Source organism: Pontibacter diazotrophicus (assembly GCF_003367245.1).
Taxonomy (GTDB): Bacteria; Bacteroidota; Bacteroidia; order Cytophagales; family Hymenobacteraceae; genus Pontibacter; species Pontibacter diazotrophicus.
This window is the reverse complement of sequence record NZ_QRGR01000007.1, coordinates 95,841-116,989: the sequence shown is the minus strand read 5'-3', so window position 1 is coordinate 116,989 and position 21,149 is coordinate 95,841. Positions and strand designations below refer to the sequence as shown.

The following is a 21,149-nucleotide window of genomic DNA, read 5'->3' as shown; positions in this document are numbered from 1 at the left end:
GGCTTTGGTTATGCTTTTTTTACCTCTATTTCTTCAGCACTATCTTCTCTACAGCTTCCTTAAATCGCTGCCCACGGTGTTCGTAATTCTTAAACAAGTCGAAGCTTGCACAGGCCGGCGACAGCAGCACCACATCTCCGGCTGTGGCCAGTGAGCGGCTCAGGCGCACGGCATACTCAATAGAGGTAGTTTCCGCGATAATCGGCACTACTCTTTTGAAAGTTTCCTGCAGCTTTTTGTTGTCTTTGCCCAGGCACACCAGCACTTTCACTTTCTCTCGTGCCAGTTCTACCAGGGTGCTGTAGTCATTGCCTTTGTCCACGCCACCTGCTATCCAGATGATGGGCTGCTTAATGCCTTCCAGCGCATACCACACGGCTTCTACATTGGTGGCTTTGGAATCGTTGATGTACGTAACTTCTTTGGCCACTCCTACCGGCTGCAGGCGGTGGTCTGCATTCTGAAAGGTCTCCAGGGCCTGCGCTATTGCTTCGTCTGAAACCTGCATCAGTTTGGCCACTGCTACGGCTGCCATGGTGTTGTATTGGTTGTGCTTGCCTATGAGAGTGGATTTAGAAGTGTCTATTTCCCCCTTATAAAACTCAACCACTACTTTTATATTTTCACCTTCTTGGAATACTTTGCCACTGCCTGCTCCTTTTAGTGTGAAAGGCACTGCAGTCCCTGCGAACGTCTCTTTACGGAAGGCCTTGGCAATATTTTCGTCATCGGCATTGTACACAAAGAAATCAGCGCCTGTCATATTTTGCGCCACCCTTAACTTGGAGGCAGCATACTTGTCCATGCTGTACTCATAGCGATCCAGGTGATCCGGCGTGATATTCGTGAGCACCGCAATATGCGCCTTGAACTGGTACATATTGTCGAGCTGAAAACTGCTCAGCTCCACTACGTAGTAGTCGTACTTGTTCCCAATTACTTTCTCTGCCAGGCTTTCTCCTATGTTACCTGCCAGACCCACATTCAGTCCTGCGTTTTTTAGCAGGTGGTATGTCAGCAGCGTCGTTGTCGTTTTGCCGTTTGTTCCGGTGATGCAGATGAATTTGGCATCTGTATACCTTCCGGCAAATTCGATTTCCGAGATTACCGGTATCTCTCTCTTGGTTGCTTCTTGTACAATTGCAGCTTTATCAGGAATGCCAGGACTTTTAATGATTTCATCAGCGTTCAATATTTGGTCAAAAGAATGTGTTCCTTCCTCGAATGGGATAGCAGCATCCGCCAGCTTACCCTTGTAGCTTTCCTTTATCTGCCCCATATCCGACACAAACACCTCCAGCCCCTTTGCCTTTGCCAGCAAAGCAGCCCCTACACCACTCTCTCCTGCTCCAAGTATTGCTACTTTCATATTTCGTTTTAGTTATCCGTTTTTAGTTGTTGGTTATTAGGATTAACTAAAGTCCTTTATAATATTTAATGAAACCGTTTAGCAGCTTTTTACAGCTAGTAATCTCACTCAAAACATTTCTCAGTTGCTCCATTGTAATGTATTCTAAATCGGCAGCTACATAAAGCTGTGTTTCTGTCTCGTAGAGTGAACCTCTCGAAATATGAAAGAAATGTACAGCCTCCTTAGCATACTGCCTGCCACAGCCTTCTGCAATGTTAGAAGGGACAGAGACTACTGCACTTCTCACTTGTGACGTTAGTCCAAAAATTTCTTCCTTCGGAAAAGCCTTCGTCAACATATATACATGCTTTACTAAAGCTCTACTTTTATTCCATACCTCCAGAGTGGTATAACTTCTACCCTCGTCTGAACTTTCCATACTACTCATGACGCACCACCCACTAATAACCAATAACTACTAACCATACTAGCGTAGTTTCAATGTTGCCAGTGTTAAGATGGCCAGCATGATTCCCACAATCCAGAAGCGGCCTACGATTTTTGATTCGTGATAGCCTGATTTCTGGTAATGGTGGTGGAGCGGCGACATCTTAAAGATACGGCGTCCCTCACCGTACTTCTTTCGCGTGTATTTAAAGTAGCTCACCTGCAGCATCACCGATAGGTTCTCTACCAGGAATATTCCGCATAGTATAGGAATCAATAGTTCTTTCCGTACAATCAGCGCCAGCACCGCGATAATACCACCAATGGCTAAGCTTCCTGTATCACCCATGAATACTTGCGCCGGGTAGGTGTTGTACCACAAGAACCCCACGCAGGCTCCCACAAAGGCCAGACAGAAAATAGCCAGTTCACCGGAATTCGGTATGTACATAATATCCAGGTAATCAGCGAAAACGGTGCTACCAGACACATAAGTGAATATCGCCAGCGTCATGCCGATAATAGCCGAAGTACCAGCCGCCAATCCGTCGATACCATCTGTGATGTTCGCTCCGTTTGACACTGCTGTGATAATCAGGATCACGAACGGGATGTACAGGTAGCAGGACCAATCCTGAAACAGCGGCCCGGCAAAAGCGAACAGGTTGCAATAATCCAGCTCATTGTTCTTCCGGAACGGAATGGTCGTAATCATCTTATGCACGTCCGAGTACCTTTCAGTTGCGTTCACCGCCGAAACAGTACCATCGTTGAACAGGTACTGCCTCACCACCACATCATCGTTAAAAAATAGTGTCAGTCCCACGATCAGCCCGAGGCCAACCTGCCCCAAAATTTTAAAGCGTCCGGCCAGTCCTTCCTTGTTCTTTCTGAAAATCTTGATATAGTCGTCCAAAAAGCCAATAAGACCCAGCCACACGGTAGATACCAGCATCAGGAGGATATAAATATTATCGAGCCTTGCGAAAAGCAGCGTAGGCACCAGGATGGCAAGCAGTATAATTAAACCGCCCATTGTTGGCGTTCCCTTCTTCTCCATCTGCCCCTCCAGGCCAAGGTCGCGGATACTCTCCCCCACCTGCTTGCGCTGGAGTACTTTTATCAGTTTACCGCCAAATATCATCGCGATCAGCAACGAAACAAGCGTAGCCATACCTGCCCTGAATGTGATGTACTGGAATACACCTGCCCCGATAAAATCGAATTCGCGGTCTAGATATGTAAAGAGGTAGTATAACATTTAATCGTAATCGTTTTCCCTTGGCTTTATTCTTTGTATTCGGTTGTTCCGACTTATTTACCTAATTGCTGAAACATCTCGTGCAGCACCTGCTTATCATCAAAATCGTACTTCACGCCTTTTATCTCCTGATATGTCTCGTGACCCTTGCCTGCCACTAGAATGATATCATTTTCATCGGCCAGCATAACGGCTGTCTTTATGGCTTCTCTCCTGTCCAGCACCGATAATGTTTTCTTATAATCAAGCGGCTTTACCCCTTTCTGCATATCCTCCAGAATAGCCTGCGGCTCTTCAAAGCGTGGGTTATCGGAAGTCAGAATCACTTTGTCGCTGAAGCGGCAGGCAATGTCTGCCATTACGGGCCGCTTGGCAGCATCGCGGTTCCCGCCGCAACCCACCAGCGTAATCACTTTCTGGTTCGGGTTCCGGATCTGCTGAATTGTGTTCAGCACATTTTCCAGCGCGTCCGGCGTATGGGCATAGTCCACGATACCTGTTATCTGCGCATCCGACACTACATAGTCGAAGCGGCCGGCAGCGGAGCTTAAGCTCGACAGCACAGTAAGCGTCTCCATCTTATCTTCTTCCATGAGCACAGCCACGCCATAAGCACCCAATAGGTTATAGGCGTTAAAAGCACCTATTAGCTTGCACCAGATCTCATGGCCATCTACCTCGAGGTGCAGCCCCTGAATGGTGTTATCGATGATGCGGGCCTTAAAATCTACCGCTTTGCGCAGCGCGAAGTAATGCACATTGGCCTGCGTGTTCTGCACCATCACCGGTCCCCGCTTGTCGTCGGCGTTGATTAGCGCAAAGGCTCCTTTTGGCAGCATGTCAAAGAAAGACTTCTTTGCTTTGATATACTCGTCGAATGTGCCGTGATAGTCGAGGTGGTCGTGGGTGATGTTCGTAAAAACACCGCCTGCGAACGTTAGCCCTGCCACGCGTTGCTGCACCATGGCATGCGAACTCACCTCCATAAAGCAATGCGTGCATCCTGCCTTCACCATCTGCGCCAGCAGCTCATTCAGCTTCACAGCATCCGGTGTGGTGTGCGTGGCTGGAATCACTTCCTCATCTATCTGGTTCTGTACCGTAGAAAGCAGGCCTACATGGTAGCCCAGTTCACGGAACAGTTTGTGCAGCAGGGTAACAGAGGTTGTTTTTCCGTTTGTACCCGTTACGCCAACCAGGTTTAATTTTTTAGATGGATAATCGTAGAAAGCTGAAGCCATCTGCCCCAGCGCCTCCTTTGAGTCCTTCACCACCACATAAGTCATACCTTGCTGAAGCTGCGCTGGCAGCGCTTCACAAACAATGGCCGCTGCACTCGCCTCTTCTGCCTTTGAAATAAAGTCATGGCCATCTGTCTGCACACCGCGCACTGCCACAAACACTACATTCTCCCGCACCTGGCGCGAATCGAACGTAATACCTGCCACTGACACATCCAGCGAGCCTTTTGTGTCCAGCACTTTTACATCTTTCAGTATGGTTTGCAGTAACTGCATCAGCTAAGCGTAATCGTTATGGTTTTATCTTTATCTATTTCAGTGCCTGGTGCCATGGACTGTCTGTGCACCCGCTTTCCTGATCCTTCCACCCTCACCTCCAGGTGTTGGTTTCCGAGTATAAACAGCGCATCGCGCAGGGTCATGCCTGTTACATCAGGCACCTGCCCCTGCAGCACCGGGTTTGCCTTGAAGTTAAGCGAGCGCCGCTGTGGCTCCACTTTCACCCACTCCTCATCCACTCCGGCGGTAGCATGATTGCTGATTCCCATCTTGTTCAGGATAACAGACAGATCATCAAAGCTACCGGCAGGCACCAGCGGAAGGCTTTCTTTGTCCGGCACCACGCGGGCATGCATCGGTTTGTGCATGGCCAGGTCGCGGGCATAGGCTTTGTCTGCCAGTTCTTTAAATACAGGCGCTGCTACATCGCCCCCGTACACATTCACTCCTTTCGGGCTGTCGATGATCACGATGCAGGAGTATTTCGGATTGTCGGCCGGGAAATAGCCTGCAAAGGAGGTAGAATACTCGCGCACGTAGCGCCCGTTCTTCACTTTGCGCGCCGTACCTGTCTTACCCGCTACTTTATAGTCTGCGCTGCGGATGTTTTTGGCCGTGCCATTTTCCACAACCCCCTCCAGCATCATCTTCAGTTTCTTCAGCGTCTCGTCTGAACATATCTTCTCATTCAGTATCCGTGTGTTGAATGACTGAATCACGTCGTCTGCCTTACGAATCTCCTTTACAATGATCGGCTGTATCTTTACGCCGTTATTTGCCACCGCATTATAAAAAGCAAGCGTCTGTAGCGGCGACAGCTTCAGCTCATACCCAATGCCCATGGAGGTTAGCGAAGTGCCATACCAGTTCTTGTCCTGCGGGTTCTTCATGTAGGGGCGTGCCTCGCCGTCCATCTGAAAGCCAAGCGTACTGCTCAGCCCGAATTTATGAAGATAGTCTACATATGCCCGTTGGTTCTGGCTGAAGTTTGCCTCCATCAGCTTTGCCACTCCAATGTTAGAAGACTTCTCAAACACCTGCTGCACAGTTATTTTGCCAAAGCCCCCATGGTGTGAATCACTCATGATGGTGTTCTTAATGCGATAGCGGCCATCACCTGTGTCAATTGTATCCGTCAGGTTTATCTGTGGAGCATATTCAAAAAGAGCCATCATAGAAGCCAGTTTAAACGTTGACCCCGGCTCTGTACGTCCCTGGTTACCAACTGCATAGTTATAGTCTTCGGTGTAGCCGCCGGTGGTTTTACCAAGATTGGCTATCGCCTTTATCTCCCCTGTTTTCACCTCCATCATTATCACGCAGCCATACTCTGCCTTCGTTCGCTCCAGGGCTTTGTAAAGGGCGTTTTCAGCTACGTCCTGCAGGTTGATATCAATAGTGGTTTTGATATCGTACCCATGCTGCGGCTTTACATCGGTGCCGTCGTAGATTGGTTTGCTTCCTCCGGCGATACGCTCGAAGAGTGCCTCCCCATCTGTACCTGTCAGGTTACTATTGAAGCTATATTCCAAACCTGCCCCGTATTTATCTTCGTTGATAAAGCCGATGGTTCTGTCGGCCAGTAAGCCGAAAGGCTTGAAACGCTTTTCTACTTTCTCGAAGATCACGCCGCCTCTGCCTTTTCCTTCCCGGAAGATTGGCCAGCGTGTCATCATTTTCTTGTCCTGATAATTTATCTGTCTGCTGTTCAGGCGGATGTAGCGTCGGTCTGAGTGACGCGCGTTCTTTATTTTCCGGCGGTAATGATCCGCAGACTTATCACCGTAAAACCTGGAGAGCAGCAAAGCCAGCGAATCCACCCCGCTGTTAAACGTCTCTGCCTTCGCCACTGTCGGGTCGAAGGCCACACGGTAAAAAGGCAGTGAAGTTGCCAGGATGCTGCCATTGTCGGAGAAGATGTTTCCGCGCGTGGCCGCCACCGGCTTGTAGTAGATGCGGCGCTCTTTGGAGATGCTCTTCCACTTCTGGCCATCCATAAACTGAATCTGCACGATTTTGTAAACAATCGCACACGCGAAAAGGCAGATAACCAGAAAGGCTACCCGCACCCTAACGAGTATGGATTTCTTAATATTCATCCGCAGGTACAATTACTTGAAAAGGTGGAGAAGAACTTTCTACCAGGCCGAGGGGCGCCACGTTACGTGCCACCTCCGATTGCTTGCTAGCCTCCATATATTCAGACTTGAGCGTGGTGAAGTCTGCACGAAGGTCTTCTGTCTCTATTTTGACTTTATCAATCTTGCGGATTGTTTTCTCGGCGAAGTGGGTGTTGCCGATATAGAAAAGGGTAATGCCCGTCAGGAACAGGACGTGCGGCATAAATTTAAGCGGCACACCATGCTCAAACAAGGCATCTACGTTGGCATATTTATCAAGCAGCGCAAATAAGCTGAAGCCTCTGGCCTTTTTTGGCTTCGGAGCTTCAGGCTCTGGCTTCACACGCACCAGGTTTCCCTTAGATGCGCCTGCTTTCTTTGTTAGTACATTTGAAGCCATAATAATTTGTTTCCTTTAGCTAATACTCTGCATTTATCTGTCAGCTCTCTGCTCTCTTCTCTGCCACCCTTAGCTTGGCGCTCCTGGAGCGGCTGTTCTCCAGCAACTCCTGCTCCGTTGGTGTAACCGGCTTGCGGTACACCGCATCCAGTGGCTTTATCTCATTCCCGAACAGATCTTTCTCCACTTCTCCAAAGAACTTGCCTTTGGCAATATAATTCTTCACCAGCCTGTCTTCGAGCGAGTGATACGAAATCACCACCAGCCGCCCTCCCGGCTTCAGCAGCTCTGTTGCCTGCTCCAGCATTTCCTCCAGCGCCTTCATCTCGTCGTTCACTTCGATGCGAAGCGCCTGGAACACCTGCGCCAGGTATTTATTCTCTTTCCCTTTTGGGGTACAGGACCTGATGGCTTCTTTAAAATCATTTATCGTCTGCAGCGGCACCCGATTCCGTTTTTCCACCACAGTGCGGGCCAGCGTCTTCGCATTTTTCACCTCTCCGTATATCCCGAAGATGCGATGCAGTTGCTCTTCCGAGTAAGTCTCCAGCACCTCCTGCGCTGTTGTGCCCGCCTCTGCATTCATCCGCATATCCAGCGGACCATCGAAACGGGTAGAGAAGCCGCGCTCCGGCACATTAAACTGATGCGACGAAACACCTAAATCAGCCAGCACACCGTCTACTTCCTTTACCCGGTAAAGCCGCAGGTACTTTTTTAAATCGCGGAAGTTGGCGCGCACAAACTGAAACGTAGCACTATCCAGCTTCTCCGACTGCTCCTGCGCGTCCCTGTCCTGGTCAAACCCATAGAGCTTACCGGCTGTAAGCTTGCTTGCGATAAGGGAAGAATGCCCACCTCCTCCAAAGGTCACGTCTACATAGATACCTTCCGGTTTAATAGCCAGGGCCTCTACAGACTCCTCTAACATGACTGGGCGATGGTACTCCATTAATTAAATCAGCGGCTCTTCAGCCGGTTTATCACCCAAAAACTTCTGGGCGAGCTGTGAGAAATTCTGTTGGTCCTTTATCAGGAAGTCCTCATACTGGTCCGGGTTCCATATCTCTACACGGTTCCCAAGCCCTACCACGATGGCCTCCTTCTCCAGCGCCGCAAACCGCGCCATCGTCTTCGGCACGATAAAACGGCCTGTGCCATCAAGCTCAATCTCGGTGTTACCCCGGAAGAAGTTCCGCTGAAAGTGACGGTACTCTTCGTTGAACTCGTTAAGCCCAGCCACTTTATCGTAAATCACCTTCCACTCCGCCTTTGGGTACAGCACCAGGCATGGCTCAAATCCTCTCATAAGCACAACATGGTTGCCTGACTCCTCTGGCAGATTAGCTTTTATCTTTGCAGGTAAAACTAATCGTCCCTTGGGGTCAATCTTGCACTCATATTCGCCGGAGAGAAAGTTCATAGGCAACGAGGTTCTGACTGTATAGACTTTGGACTATACAAATGTAGCGAATCAGCAAAACTCCACAACCACAATCTACCACTTTTTACCACTTTGTGGATAAATTATGGTTATCCACCCCACTTATCCACATTATCCACATTTCCACGTCTATATTTTGGGTATAAGTTTATTTGCACCAGTTGCGGCGTTTGCTTATACTACGAGGCACTAAATCATAACTCATTGAAAAACAATGTTATAAATAAAATATAGAAAACAACTAATTTTAGTATATCTGGTTCTTCAACAAAAGTGGGAGAAAATGGCAAATGTGGGACAAAGTGGGGGAAATGTGTATATTTGCAATGTGAAAACCACCCTGCGCCATACCGTTCCGCTACTGCTTGCCCTCTGCGTTCTGCTGGGGTCTGTGGGCATTGCGCTAAGTGAGCAACTGTGCCTGATGACAGGGCTCAGACAGGTGGAAGCACTGGCTCATGCCGACGGCTGCTGCGAGGGTGAGAAGGCTGCCAATGAGGAAGATAGCTGCTGCACAGAAGAGGTGACTTTTGCCAAACTGGAGACAGTCTCCTCGCAGAAAGCATTGGCAATTGCGCTGCCTGTTTTCTTTCATAAAGAGGTAAAACCGGTGTTCGAAGGTGTATTGAACAGCCTGCCAACAGACCAGCGCCTCCTTACCTATGCCGATTCCTCGCCCCCACTTTACGGGCGCAGGCTCCTGCACCTCCTCCAGGTACTGATAATTTGATATTCGGGTGAAAACCGCTGAAGTGGGAGCATTTCCCACGTTAGCCGTGATTTTTACGTCTGAAATTCAAATTATCAAAAAGCATGTTACTGAATAATCTGAGCAATCCGCTTCATTATATAGCAGCTATAGCTGCCCTTTTTATCTTCACCTTGTCAGCCAGCGCCCAGGAACTGAAGGGCAAAGTGGTAGACAGTGCCAATACTTCTGATCCCATCATAGGGGCTAATGTAGTCTGGAAAGGCACCAGCATTGGCACGGCCACCGATGCCACCGGCAGTTTTGTTCTTCAGAAACAGGATGCCATAAGCCCTGAGATCATCGTCACCTATATTGGCTATACCCCTGATACTATTCAGGTAGCTGGGAAAGACTTCGTTTCCATTCCGCTGGCAGCATCCGGTTCTCTAAAGGAAGTGGTAGTGGAAGGACAGCAAACCCGCTACTCCTCCCTCACACCCACCAACTCCCAGATTATCACCTCCCGCGATTTGGAGAAGTCGGCCTGCTGCAACCTGGCAGAGAGCTTTGAGACCAATGCCTCTGTAGAAGTGTCCACCACGGACGCCGTATCCGGAGCAAAGCAGATTCAAATGCTGGGCCTGGATGGCTCTTATACGCTGCTGACGACGGACAACATTCCTGCCCTGCGTGGGCTGGCCACGCCTTACCGCCTGAACTACCTCTCCGGCACCTATATTCAGTCCATCGACATCATCAAAGGCACAGGCTCTGTGCTGAACGGCTATGAGTCCATTTCCGGGCAGGTGAACGTGATGCTGAAAGACCCGGCAAAAGCGGAGCGGCTTTTTGTAAATGTGTATGGTAACAGCCTGGCCCGCTTTGATGCCAACGTGAATGTGGCCACGGAAGTAGGCGATAAGTGGAGCACTATCCTGATGCTGCACACCGACCACCTTGGCAACCGCGTAGATCGCAACAAGGACGGCTTTATGGACCTTTCGCTGGGCACACAGTACAACATGTTCAATAAGTGGAAGTATGAGCACAAAGCCGTTGTATCAGAGTTTGGCGTGGGTGCTTTGCGTGAGACCAGAATAGGTGGCCAGCTGGAGTATGATGAAAATACCCCACAGGAGCAGCAGCCTCATTATGGTACCGAATCTGAAACCGACAGGCTTACCGCCTACAACAAAACCTCCTATACATTTCCAGGCAAGCCTTACCAGAGCATTGGCGCCATTACTTCTCTCACACATCATAAATTTGACGCCCAATACGGCTTGCGCAATTATGACGGAGAACAGAACAGCGGTTCTGCCCGGTTAATTTTCCAGTCCATCATCGGCCACACCGGCCACACCTATAAGGCAGGCCTCAGCTACAACTACGACAGCTATACAGAGACTTTAACTGATAGCACTTTTGGCCGGACAGAGCGTGTGCCGGGGGCGTTTCTGGAGTATGTGTACAACAACTCCAACAACCTGACGATAGTGGCTGGCTCCCGCGTAGACTTCCACAACCTGTTTGGAACCATCTTTACCCCAAGACTGAACGTAAAATTTGATGCGACCAAAAACACTATTTTCCGACTGGCGGCTGGCAAAGGGTTTAGAGTAGCCAATCCTGTTGCAGAAAACACGGCAGCCCTTGTCAGTTCCCGCGCAATTGAGTTCAGGGAGGAGTTGCAGCCAGAGGAAGCCTGGAATTTGGGTGGCTCCTTTACCCATTACTTTGCGCTAGGCGGAAGACCAGGCACCTTTATCACAGACTACTACTATACAACTTTCACAAACCAGGTGGTGGCCGATATGTACACGGATCCAAAACGGGTTATGTTCTACAACCTGAGCGGCCGCTCGTTCTCTAAGAGCTTCCAGGCAGAACTGCAATACGAGGTACTGAAAGGTTTTGATGTAAAGGCTGCTTATAAATACTTCGATGTAAAGACAACCTACAGCGGACAACTGGTGCAAAAACCGATGATTCCAGAGCACCGGTTTTTCGTGAACTTGGGCTTTGCCACGCCATTCGATAAATGGCGCGCAGACCTTACCACACAATATTTCGGCCTGATGCCGCTCGCTTCTATAGAAGACAGTGGCGCAGCCATGAACATGCGCGAATCGGACAGGTTTTTTACTACGAACGCGCAGGTAACAAGGGCCTTTAAACGTTGGGAGGTTTATGTAGGTGGAGAAAATCTCCTGAATTACCGGCAACCCAATCCGATTGTTGGTGCAAGCGACCCCTTTGGCTCAAATTTTGATGCCAGCATGGTGTGGGGACCTATCACAGGACGCGTGATTTACGCTGGCTTGCGCTTTAAGATTGACTAAATTCTTAAATTCATATCTAATTAAACACAGATTATCATGACAAAGGAAAAAATGCTGCTCTTATCCATGTTGATAGCACTTATGAGCATGAGTGCGAACGCACAAACACAGCCCAAGAACCAGGAGACAGTTAGCATCAAGACTTCAGCGGTGTGCGACATGTGCAAGAAGACTATGGAGAAGGCCATGGCCTATGAGAAAGGCGTAAAGTCATCGTCTTTAGACGTAAAGTCGAAAGTATTAACGGTGGTATTCGATAGCCGTAAAACAAATGCTGACAATGTACGCAAGGCTGTAACAGAGACAGGCTATGACGCTGATGACAAGCCAGCCCAGGAGCGTGCCTACAACAGGCTGGATGATTGCTGCAAGAAAGAAGCCGGCGATCATTAAGCAGCTTATATAAAACAGAAAAGGGACCAGTGATGGTCCCTTTTCTGTTTTATATAAGCTGTACTTTTTAGAAAGTGAATCCCATATGTAAACCAACGGCAAGTACAGGCGAACCTTTAGTATAGTAAAGGTACTCTATCCTACCTCCCGCCACGCCATTGCGGAAAACACCGAAGTCATTCTCTATAAACCCTGTAACCCCGACATCAGCCGTTCTGATATGCACGACAGAGCCATCTACTGTCCCTATATCTTCCGGATCAGTGTTTATCTCGGAACGATGCCGTCCTGTCATTCCGCCTCCTATGCGAAAAACAAGCGTCTCGTTCTGCAGCAAATCATAGTTTAACTCAAAACCACCCATATAGTAGGTGCTTTTTATGGTATAAATCTCACTGGTTTTATCGTACCGCGATCCTGATAGCATGCCTACGTTTACACCTATGCCAAAGCGCTCTCCGAGGTAGTGATGCAGCCGGTTGCTAAACATAAGTCCCTGGCTATCGAAATCAGAAAGATACACATAACTCACACTTGCCCTTAAAGAACCGGGATCCTTGTTGGCAAAGACTCCCTGCGCGGAAGCAGACAGCGAAGTAAGCTGAAAAAGAATAAATGCCAGGAGGAAGGCTGCTCTTGTAAAGGTTTTTATCATGGCCGAAAAAGAAATATAGGTTTAGGTGAAGCCGAAAGCAGTAGAGTCAAATCCCTATCCTTACGTCACTTTAACACAAGCTGTTTCAATCTCCGCTATATTATATTTTACCGCCTAAAAATTGGGCAAATTTCAGCTTTTTGCTTTGTATAACTGCCACCAGGGCAGGTAAGGCTTGTCGTGGTGCTCGTAGTGGTAGCCAAAGAAATAGCAGCTCATAAAGGCCCAGGCATGATTTTTAGCCTGTGTTCCGGACTTATGTGGATTATCTGAGGAATGCTCCCCACGGTGGGGCAGGTAAGTACCAAAGTAAAAGAGCTGGAAAGTAGCCATGATAGCCGGCAACATCCAGAAGAGGACAACATTCTCCAGCGGGAAAAATAGCTTGAGTACATTAAATGTGATAGCCATCAGCAGAATCTGCCACCAGGTGATATATTGCTTAAGAAAACTAAAGTACCAGGGCCAGAAAGAGCCAGCATGATAATCCGGGTCATGTTCCGTGGCCACGTGGCGGTGGTGCTGGTGGTGCCGGGGCAAAAGTCGCGGATACCAGTTATAGGCAAACAGAAGCGCCGTAACGGTACCAATCGCTCTGTTCAGCTTAGGCCGACCCGGCGCCACCACACCATGCATGGCATCGTGCGCGGTAATAAAAAGGCCGGTGTAAAGGTGCGTCTGCAACAGGATGAAGAGATAAGTAAGTGGAGAGGAGAAGTCGACGGGCCATTGCAGCAGGTACACCAGCAGCCCAGTCCAAAGGACCACCACTACTGCCGCTATCACTACACCACGCAAGTCATTCCGCCTTTTTATCGCCATATTATAATTACCTATCAATCAGATACCCGTAGGCACAGCATTCGCTTCGCTCGAAGTTATGCTTTATAATTTAAAACTCTCCAAAGCGTCCCGCACTGTTTCCATCAGCCACATGGGCGTGGAAGTAGCACCACAAATGCCGACCGTATCGCCAGGCTGGAACCACTCCGGCTTCAGTTCTTCTACTTTTGAGATAAAATGAGTATTCGGATTGGTGTCTTTGCAGACTTGGTATAGCACCTTTCCGTTTGAGGATTTGGTACCGGACACAAAGAGTATCTTATCAAATTTGGCTGCAAATACACGCAGGTCCTTGTCGCGGTTGGACACCTGGCGGCAAATAGTATCGTTGGCGTTTACCTCGTAACCACGCTCTTCCAGTTCTCCTTTTATCTTGTAAAAGCTGTCGGTGCTTTTGGTGGTCTGGCTGTAGAGCGTGATGTTTGACGGCAACTCATGCTGTAGCAACTCCTCCATATTCTCAAAAACAACAGCCTCGTTGCTTGTCTGGCCCAACAGCCCCATTACCTCCGCATGGCCGTGTTTGCCGTAGATAAAAATCTTGTCTTTTTTGTCGAAAGAGGTCTTGATGCGGTTCTGCAGCTTTAGCACCACAGGGCACGAGGCATCAACCAGCGTGAGGTTGTTCTGCAGCGCGAGTTGGTATGTTTCCGGCGGCTCTCCATGTGCCCTGATCAGAACCGCCTCGTTGTGCAGTTCCGCCATCTGGGCATGGTCGATAATGCGCAGACCCCGCTTCTGCAGGCGCTCTACCTCTTCATCGTTATGCACGATATCGCCTAAGCAGAAAAGGTATCCCTGCTCATCCAGAATATCTTCTGCCATCTGAATGGCATACACCACCCCAAAGCAGAATCCGGAGTTTGAATCGATGGTTACACTTAGGCTTTGCATATACTATCTTATACAGCTAAAGACGCATATTGTTTAACTGTTTTTCGCTGCCGCAAACCTTCATACACAGAGATAGTTAGCAGCAGCATGAGCATAGAGTACATGCTATCTTCTACAGGTATGGAAACAATCCGCAAACCAAGGTTATAATCATCGTTATACCATACGATGGGCAGATAGGTAAGGACGCCGTTTACCAGCAGGAAAGGCACCAGGTGCACGAGGTAAGCCAGGTAAAACCGCCCCAGGTAGCGTGTGCCAAAGTAGCGCAGGTGCACAAGGTGCAGCAAAGCAAGCGCTGTAAAGGTAATAGAAGTATAAAGCTGTGCCATATGAAAGACTGCGATGAGCGGCAGCACCAGCATCAGTACAAGCGCTATGGGTTTGGCGTAAGGCTGCAGCAGGTCTTTGGGGATATAGGCATTCAGCACATCATATATAAACACGCAGGCATACGGCACTGTGATAAAGAAAAGTACCTCCTCCAGTGGCAGGTTAAACAGGTAAATCCCCGTCAGATACGCCTCATTGAACCCCCATACGCCCAAATCTGTAAACCAGGCATCCCAAGCCATAAACACGAGGGCATTTACAAGTATGGCCGGAAACAATGCCGGCCAGTTCTTATAAAAAGCTACTTTCTTATCAAAAGAAAGCAGCAGCGGGAAAAGTATGGTGAAAATATTGAGGTATAGGTAGATGTACATTTAGATGCTGATGTTGCGCAATATTTTCTTCTCGGCTTCTGTGCAATGGTCCTTTGTGAGCATAAAATCGCGTATGGTGCGTGCCAGCGGCTTCGACATACCGGAGTTCGGGTAGTCCTGAAGGCTCCTGATAATTAAATTTTTGTCCTCCTCCACTTGTCCGCTCAGATTCAGGTAGCGCGGCACATAGTGCTGTAAGGTAAACCGAAGAAAACGTATCTCTGCGTTGTCGTTGTCTAGTGCTACAGCGTCCTCAAAAATGGCGTTAGCGGTTTTTACCTGCTTCAGTTTGCTGTAAGGGTTCCACACATATTTGGCCATTACCGCCTCTGATGCCGCTTTATAGGCCAGCAACAGCGGGTCATCATCATTGTAGGCGCTCATTTTCTTATGAAACTGCTTGGCCACTGCTTCCTCTTTGCTTGCCTGCAGGTACTGCAAGCGCAACTTCGAAACATTGTAGCGGGTGTCATCGGCCCACGCGCTGCTGTATAGGAGGACCAGCAGAAACAGGAAAAGAACTTTTTTTGACATGAATTAGAATACGTTTAATCTGTACTTGAGATACGAGCCGAGCAGAAGTGCCAGCTTTGTATTATCAGGTACTCTTACGCGCTCTTTCAATATATGGGTTGCCGGAAGCTTCTGTATCTTCCGGAAGAGTTTGAGGTAGTAGACGTAGGCCAGGTAAACGCCCATGCGCGCAGAGCGCGGCAAAGCCATAATCCCGGCGTAGGCATCCTCAAAGTCTCTCAGGATATCTTCCTCAATCTCAACCTTACAGTCGTTACTAAAGTTCACATACTCTACTTTCGGGAAGTAAACCCGGCCGCGGTCGTTATAGTCGCTTTTCATGTCGCGAAGGAAGTTTACCTTCTGAAAGGCAGACCCTAAGCTGGCAGCAGGCTTTTTCAACCGCTCGAACATTTCTGCGTCTCCCTCACAAAACACCTTCAGGCACATCAGCCCTACTACTTCAGCTGAACCATAGATGTATTCCTTGTAAAGAGAACGGTCATACACATGATCATCCAGGTCCATCTCCATACTCCTCAAAAAGCCTTCAATATATTCCTTGTCGATGTTGTATTCTTTTACCACACCCTGAAAGGCGTGCAGTATTGGGTTTAAACTGATGCCACTGTCAATTGCCTCAAACGTCTGTTTCCTGAAATCTGACAGCAGCTTTCTTTTATCAAAGTCATGGAAGGTGTCTACAATTTCATCGGCAGTGCGCACAAAGCCATAGATAGCGTAGATGGGCATATGAAACTTTTTGTGCAACGTTTTTATACCCAATGTAAACGAGGTACTGTACGCCTCTGTGATGATTTTGCTGCACTTTAAGCAACATTCCTTAAATAGCTCCATGCACTTGGTTGGTTTAGGTACACTATACTTTTACGGCTACGGGCGCGGCATATTCCTTCGCTACTTCCTTCGCCACCACCTGCCCTGATATGAGGGAGGGCGGCACACCTGGGCCGGGAACAGTTAACTGCCCGGTATAAAAAAGGTTTTTTACTTTCCTGCTCTTCAGGCTAGGCTTTAGCAGTGCTGTCTGCATCAGGGTATTGGCCAGTCCGTAGGCATTGCCTTTAAAAGCATTGTAATCGTTTATAAAATCTTTATGGGCGTAGCTGCGCTTGTATACTACATGACTACGTATTTCCTGCTTTGTAAGCCGCTCCAGCCTATCCATCACCATGTGGTAGTACTTTTCCCGCACCTCCTCCGTGTCATGCAGGTCTGGCGCCACAGGTATCAGCACAAACAGGTTCTCACAGCCTTCTGGCGCTACAGATGGGTCTGTAACGGAAGGAGCAGAAACATAGAACAGTGGTTTATTCGGCCATTTGGGGTCTGTATATATCTCATGGGCATGCGGCCCGAAGTCTTCATCAAAAAACAGGTTATGGTGCTGCAGGTTCTGCAGGCGCTTGTTCACACCCAGGTAAAACAGCAGGGAAGAAGGCGCCATCACACGTTTATCCCAGTAATCGTCAGAGTAGCTCTGGGAAGCTTTCGGCAGCAGTTCTTTCTCTACATGATGATAGTCGGCACTTGCCACCACCACATCTGCCTCAAAAATATCTGTGGCTGTCAGCACCTGCTTTGCCACCCCGTCCTGCACGTCTATGCGCTGTACATCCTGGTCATATAAAAATGTCACACCTTTCTCCTCAGCCAGATTCACCATACCCTCCACTATTTTATGCATGCCGCCCATCGGGTACCAGGTGCCCAGGCTGATGTCGGCATAGTTCATTAAGCTGTAAAGGGCTGGCGTATTCTGGGGCAGTGCACCCAGGAAAAGAATCGGAAACTCCATCAGCTTGAGAATCTTATCGTGGCTGAAGAAGCGGCGGATGTGCTTGTGTATGGACTGGAAAACATCCATGCGCAGCACATCCAGTAAAAGGCGCAGGTTCATAAATTCAGTGACGGACCTGCCGGGCTTGTAAACAAGCTGGTTAATTCCGACCTCATACTTATAAGCAGCCTGCTCCAGAAACTTATCTAAAGCGTTGGCACTGCCTTTCTCCAGACTCTCAAAGAGTTCGCGCATCTTATACATAGAGGCGGGAATTTCCATGAAATCGTCTTCACCGAAGATGACGGTATAGGATGGGTCCAGCCGCAGGAGGTCATAATAGTCGGAGGTGGTTTTGCCGAAGCGGCGGAAGTAGGACTCAAACACATCGGGCATCCAGTACCAGCTGGGGCCCATGTCGTAAGTAAAACCCTCTGCTGAGAAGCTTCTGGCCCGGCCCCCGGGGCTGCTGTTCTTTTCCAGTACCGTCACGTCATAACCTTGATCGGCAAGGCAGGTTGCCGCCGAAAGACCTGAGAAACCAGATCCGATTACAATTATCTTTTTTTGCGCCATGCAGAGAGGTACAGGTTTTAATATGTCTGACTAAATATCCCGGTTATACACTTTGAGCGCGTGCTTCAGCTCTTTGCGGGCAATGTGGATGCGGTTTTTTACGGTACCAATCGGAATATCAAGTTTCTCTGCTATTTCAAGATACTTATAACCTATGTAATACATCATAAAAGGCGTCCTGTGCTCCTCGCTCAGGTTGGCAATCGCTTTGTTTATATCATTCATGACGAAAGTTGCCGTGCCTTTGTTCTGCGTGATATAGCTTTCATCGGTGTTCAGGTACTGCAGGTACTCTGAGCTGTCGATGTTGCTACTGCGCTTTGTTATTTTATTGTAGTTGTTGATAAACGTGTTGCGCATGATGGTGTACAACCATGCCTTCAGGTTTGTCCCTGACTTAAATTTATCGCGGTTAGTGAGCGCCTTCAGCATTGTTTCCTGCACAAGATCCTTCGCATCATCCGCATCCCGTGTCAGATTCATCGCTACCGGACGAAGAGACAGCACCACATTTTGTACAAGATTATTAAATTCTATTGCAGTCATTTGTTTATACTTTTAAGGTTAAAGCATAAACAAATATACGCAATCAATAGATTTTTAACCAATACTGTTTAACTTATTTTCAATTAATGTTAAACAATAACGACAAACGACTTATAAAAACCTGTGTATGTACCTATATATAAGATGAACAGCAAAAAAAAACTCCTGCCCCTGTCGGATATATGACAGGGGCAGGAGCACAGTTAGCGGGATATTTTTTACTTTAGTTTATCTACCAGGTCTTGCATACGACCAAGGCGCACCACGTTTTCAGGGAAAACAAGAAAATCATGCTGTACCTGGAAGCCACACACATAAATGGTGCTTTGCGGGAAACGCTGGGAAAGTCTGTTCAGATACAGCTGTACCTGATCCCTCTCAGGCAAAGCAGTCATTACGGTGCAGATGTATTCTGCCTGAAACTGCTCATGCGTCATTTCCAGATCCTTAAAAGGAAGGTTTTGCCCCAGGTACACCACATGCTGCCCGCTAGCTCTAAGAATATAGTTCATGTAGAGCAGCACCAGTTCATGCAATTCTCCTTCTGGCAAATACAACAGATAAGTGGGGGAATTCTCTTTTCGGCGCAGTACCTGCCCATCTATAGCAACAATCAATTTCTGCCGGATCAGGTTACTTACAAAGTGCTCGTGTGCGGGAGTAATATTGTTTGTCTGCCATAGGATGCCGATTTTGTGCAGGAAAGGGTACACAACCTGCTCCATTGCCTGATGCAAGCCCAGTTGCAGGGTGGCTGTGGAAAGCTGCTTTTCGAACTTCACCTCATCCATGTCTACCATCGCGGAAACAAGGATATTTATATGGTGGGAGCACTCACAGGGAACATCGCAGAGCTGTGTCACCTTGTTCAGTATCTGATCAGGCTCCATCTGGGCTATCTTAGAAATTTTGTAGCCCCGCTCGTTCAGCAGCGAAATGTTCAGCAGTGATTTAAGGTCTGCATCGTCGTAGTAACGGATATTGGTATCGGTGCGCTTGGGGTTAAGAATATTATAGCGCTGCTCCCAGATACGGATGGTATGCGCCTTAATTCCAGAAAGATGTTCAAGTTCTTTGATTGTGTATTGCGCCACGCTTTTCCTTATTTTTAACTATTTCGTATGCTGTCTTATAATACCGTGGTGCCACCCAAAGCATTCCGAAGGATTCTGAGTCGTACTTTCCATTCTTTTTGTGATGCACCTTGTGCGCCATGTTTAACGCTTTCAGGTAAACGTTAGACGTATTCCCAAAAATTTTAATGCGCCGGTGTATAAATACATCATGAATAAGAAAGTAGGCTACGCCATAAAGTGTTACTCCCGCCCCAATCCAGAACCTGTAATCAATAGGGTCGCTGCCAAAAATAAAGAACAGCATCGCCAGGGTGCCATAGTAGGCAAAAAACAGGTCATTGAGCTCAAAAGCATGATTATGACGCGTGTGATGTGACTTGTGCAGGAACCATAAAAACCCGTGCAGCACATACTTGTGCATGACCCAGGCCACGCCTTCCATTGCCACAAAAGTCACCAGCATGATCCAGATACCAGTCAGCATACCCAAAGAACAGCAAGTTTAACAAATAGTTTAAAAAATTAAACAAAGGGCTACCAATTAATCGGCTCTTTTTTCAGAAAAGCAGCAATACCGCGTTGGCAATCTGCACTACTACGGGCCACTGCATTCATTTCAGAAGCATACTGCAGGCCTTCTTCCAGGCCCATCGACTGCACGCGGGCTATCATCTCTTTGGTAACTTCCATCGACTGACGGGAATTCTCATTACAAAGTTTTTGAGCAAAGGCAAAAACATGCTCTTCCAGTTCTGCTGCCGGCACCACATAGTGTACCAGTCCGTACCGTTCTGCCTCTTCTGCAGAAATCAGGTCGCCGGTAAGCAGCAGTTGCTTGGCTCTTGATTCGCCGATTTTACGCAGCAGGAAAACCTTTACAATGGCAGGGATAAAGCCGATCTTTACCTCCGTATAGCCAAACTTTGCCTCGGGTACGGTAAAGCCAAAATCACAGATAGCTGCAAGTCCACAGCCTCCGGCTATAGCATGCCCGTGTATTTGGGCAATTACAACCTTCTTCAGGGTATAAATCATGCGAAACAACTCCATCAGATGAGTGGAGTCTAACAGGTTGTCTTGGTAATCGTTTTCCTGCAGGCGCTGGATGTACTCCAAATCAGCTCCGGCACAGAACACCTTCCCTTCCGCACGCAGCACAATCACTTTGCAGGCCTCATCATCTTCAGCTCTGGCAAAGGCACGCTTCAGTTCCAGTACCACCTCAAAGTTAAGGGCATTGCGTTTCTCTGCACGGGCAAGGGTAATGTACCCTACACGCTCTTTCACTTCGTAATGCACAAACTCCATCGTCTGCTTCTCTATTGTATTTGTCAGGTCAGTCATAATTTCATTCTCCGTATCTATAACAGGTATAGCTTAAAAAAGATAGACAAGGTTACACAAATACGCAAGCCTATTCAAAAAGCTTTAGAAAATAAGCAGAGGCCCCGGCAAAAACGCACCTTGTATCTTACTCAACAGAGCAAAAAACACTCCACCTTTTCACAGCTGCTGTACATCATAAGTACCTGCCAACACCCATATTGCCAGTATGTGCGCCTGGGAAAG

General features: G+C 48.2%; 22 protein-coding genes. 3 read left to right on the top strand and 19 right to left on the bottom strand.

Annotated elements, in window-relative coordinates; translation table 11 throughout:
- Positions 1 to 25: 25 nt before the first annotated feature.
- The 8 genes from murD to mraZ are packed head-to-tail and all read right to left on the bottom strand — an operon-like array spanning position 26 to position 8,522.
- Positions 26 to 1,369, bottom strand: a complete 1,344-nt coding sequence (gene murD / locus DXT99_RS07180) for a UDP-N-acetylmuramoyl-L-alanine--D-glutamate ligase (RefSeq protein WP_115564855.1) — start codon at positions 1,367 to 1,369, stop codon at positions 26 to 28.
- Positions 1,370 to 1,415: 46 nt separating this feature from the next.
- The gene (locus DXT99_RS07175) at positions 1,416 to 1,790 is read right to left on the bottom strand and encodes a four helix bundle protein (protein WP_115565027.1); all 375 of its coding nucleotides are present in this window, start codon (positions 1,788 to 1,790) and stop codon (positions 1,416 to 1,418) included.
- A gap of 48 nt (positions 1,791 to 1,838) precedes the next feature.
- Entirely contained in the window at positions 1,839 to 3,059 is a 1,221-nt protein-coding gene (mraY, locus tag DXT99_RS07170) for a phospho-N-acetylmuramoyl-pentapeptide-transferase (RefSeq protein ID WP_115564854.1), read from the bottom strand.
- Positions 3,060 to 3,112: 53 nt separating this feature from the next.
- The gene (locus DXT99_RS07165; protein WP_115564853.1) at positions 3,113 to 4,576 is read right to left on the bottom strand and encodes a UDP-N-acetylmuramoyl-L-alanyl-D-glutamate--2,6-diaminopimelate ligase; all 1,464 of its coding nucleotides are present in this window, start codon (positions 4,574 to 4,576) and stop codon (positions 3,113 to 3,115) included.
- Positions 4,576 to 6,678, bottom strand: coding sequence for a penicillin-binding protein (locus DXT99_RS07160; RefSeq protein WP_181885057.1), 2,103 nt, complete (start codon positions 6,676 to 6,678; stop codon positions 4,576 to 4,578). Before DXT99_RS07160 ends, DXT99_RS07165 begins: the two co-directional genes overlap by 1 nt.
- The gene (locus tag DXT99_RS07155; protein WP_115564852.1) at positions 6,668 to 7,099 is read right to left on the bottom strand and encodes an FtsL-like putative cell division protein; all 432 of its coding nucleotides are present in this window, start codon (positions 7,097 to 7,099) and stop codon (positions 6,668 to 6,670) included. The genes DXT99_RS07160 and DXT99_RS07155 overlap by 11 nt, the downstream gene beginning before the upstream one ends.
- A gap of 40 nt (positions 7,100 to 7,139) precedes the next feature.
- Complete coding sequence (gene rsmH / locus DXT99_RS07150) at positions 7,140 to 8,051, bottom strand: 16S rRNA (cytosine(1402)-N(4))-methyltransferase RsmH (protein WP_115564851.1); 912 nt, start codon at positions 8,049 to 8,051, stop codon at positions 7,140 to 7,142.
- Positions 8,052 to 8,054: 3 nt separating this feature from the next.
- Positions 8,055 to 8,522: a division/cell wall cluster transcriptional repressor MraZ gene (gene mraZ / locus DXT99_RS07145; protein ID WP_115564850.1), complete on the bottom strand. Its 468-nt coding sequence runs from the start codon at positions 8,520 to 8,522 to the stop codon at positions 8,055 to 8,057.
- Between the two features lie 304 nt (positions 8,523 to 8,826).
- Here mraZ and DXT99_RS07140 point away from each other — a divergent pair, with 304 nt between their 5' ends.
- From DXT99_RS07140 to DXT99_RS07130, 3 genes are all read left to right on the top strand, one after another.
- Complete coding sequence (locus tag DXT99_RS07140) at positions 8,827 to 9,273, top strand: HYC_CC_PP family protein (protein ID WP_115564849.1); 447 nt, start codon at positions 8,827 to 8,829, stop codon at positions 9,271 to 9,273.
- 83 nt (positions 9,274 to 9,356) lie between these two features.
- The gene (locus DXT99_RS07135) at positions 9,357 to 11,576 is read left to right on the top strand and encodes a TonB-dependent receptor (RefSeq protein ID WP_115564848.1); all 2,220 of its coding nucleotides are present in this window, start codon (positions 9,357 to 9,359) and stop codon (positions 11,574 to 11,576) included.
- Between the two features lie 36 nt (positions 11,577 to 11,612).
- The gene (locus DXT99_RS07130; RefSeq protein ID WP_115564847.1) at positions 11,613 to 11,969 is read left to right on the top strand and encodes a heavy-metal-associated domain-containing protein; all 357 of its coding nucleotides are present in this window, start codon (positions 11,613 to 11,615) and stop codon (positions 11,967 to 11,969) included.
- A gap of 67 nt (positions 11,970 to 12,036) precedes the next feature.
- On the opposite strand, the gene DXT99_RS07125 is transcribed toward DXT99_RS07130, so the two are convergent.
- The 11 genes from DXT99_RS07125 to DXT99_RS07075 all read right to left on the bottom strand — a co-directional run bounded on the left by DXT99_RS07125 (position 12,037) and on the right by DXT99_RS07075 (position 20,888).
- On the bottom strand, positions 12,037 to 12,624 hold the full coding sequence (locus tag DXT99_RS07125; protein WP_115564846.1) for a hypothetical protein: 588 nt from the start codon (positions 12,622 to 12,624) through the stop codon (positions 12,037 to 12,039).
- A gap of 132 nt (positions 12,625 to 12,756) precedes the next feature.
- Positions 12,757 to 13,446, bottom strand: a complete 690-nt coding sequence (locus DXT99_RS07120) for a fatty acid desaturase (RefSeq protein WP_115564845.1) — start codon at positions 13,444 to 13,446, stop codon at positions 12,757 to 12,759.
- A 63-nt stretch (positions 13,447 to 13,509) separates the two neighbouring features.
- On the bottom strand, positions 13,510 to 14,361 hold the full coding sequence (locus DXT99_RS07115) for a 4-hydroxy-3-methylbut-2-enyl diphosphate reductase (RefSeq protein WP_115564844.1): 852 nt from the start codon (positions 14,359 to 14,361) through the stop codon (positions 13,510 to 13,512).
- Between the two features lie 8 nt (positions 14,362 to 14,369).
- Entirely contained in the window at positions 14,370 to 15,068 is a 699-nt protein-coding gene (locus DXT99_RS07110; protein ID WP_115564843.1) for a lycopene cyclase domain-containing protein, read from the bottom strand.
- On the bottom strand, positions 15,069 to 15,602 hold the full coding sequence (locus DXT99_RS07105) for a hypothetical protein (RefSeq protein ID WP_115564842.1): 534 nt from the start codon (positions 15,600 to 15,602) through the stop codon (positions 15,069 to 15,071).
- A 3-nt stretch (positions 15,603 to 15,605) separates the two neighbouring features.
- Positions 15,606 to 16,439: a phytoene/squalene synthase family protein gene (locus DXT99_RS07100; protein ID WP_115564841.1), complete on the bottom strand. Its 834-nt coding sequence runs from the start codon at positions 16,437 to 16,439 to the stop codon at positions 15,606 to 15,608.
- Positions 16,440 to 16,461: 22 nt separating this feature from the next.
- The gene (locus tag DXT99_RS07095; RefSeq protein ID WP_115564840.1) at positions 16,462 to 17,958 is read right to left on the bottom strand and encodes a phytoene desaturase family protein; all 1,497 of its coding nucleotides are present in this window, start codon (positions 17,956 to 17,958) and stop codon (positions 16,462 to 16,464) included.
- 30 nt (positions 17,959 to 17,988) lie between these two features.
- Positions 17,989 to 18,504: an RNA polymerase sigma factor gene (locus DXT99_RS07090; RefSeq protein WP_115564839.1), complete on the bottom strand. Its 516-nt coding sequence runs from the start codon at positions 18,502 to 18,504 to the stop codon at positions 17,989 to 17,991.
- 218 nt (positions 18,505 to 18,722) lie between these two features.
- Complete coding sequence (locus DXT99_RS07085; protein ID WP_115564838.1) at positions 18,723 to 19,598, bottom strand: MerR family transcriptional regulator; 876 nt, start codon at positions 19,596 to 19,598, stop codon at positions 18,723 to 18,725.
- Complete coding sequence (locus tag DXT99_RS07080) at positions 19,570 to 20,064, bottom strand: sterol desaturase family protein (RefSeq protein WP_115564837.1); 495 nt, start codon at positions 20,062 to 20,064, stop codon at positions 19,570 to 19,572. Before DXT99_RS07080 ends, DXT99_RS07085 begins: the two co-directional genes overlap by 29 nt.
- Positions 20,065 to 20,114: 50 nt before the next feature.
- Positions 20,115 to 20,888 carry an enoyl-CoA hydratase/isomerase family protein gene (locus DXT99_RS07075; protein WP_115565025.1) on the bottom strand — a complete coding sequence of 258 codons (774 nt, stop codon included), beginning with the start codon at positions 20,886 to 20,888 and terminating at the stop codon, positions 20,115 to 20,117.
- Positions 20,889 to 21,149: the final 261 nt, after the last annotated feature.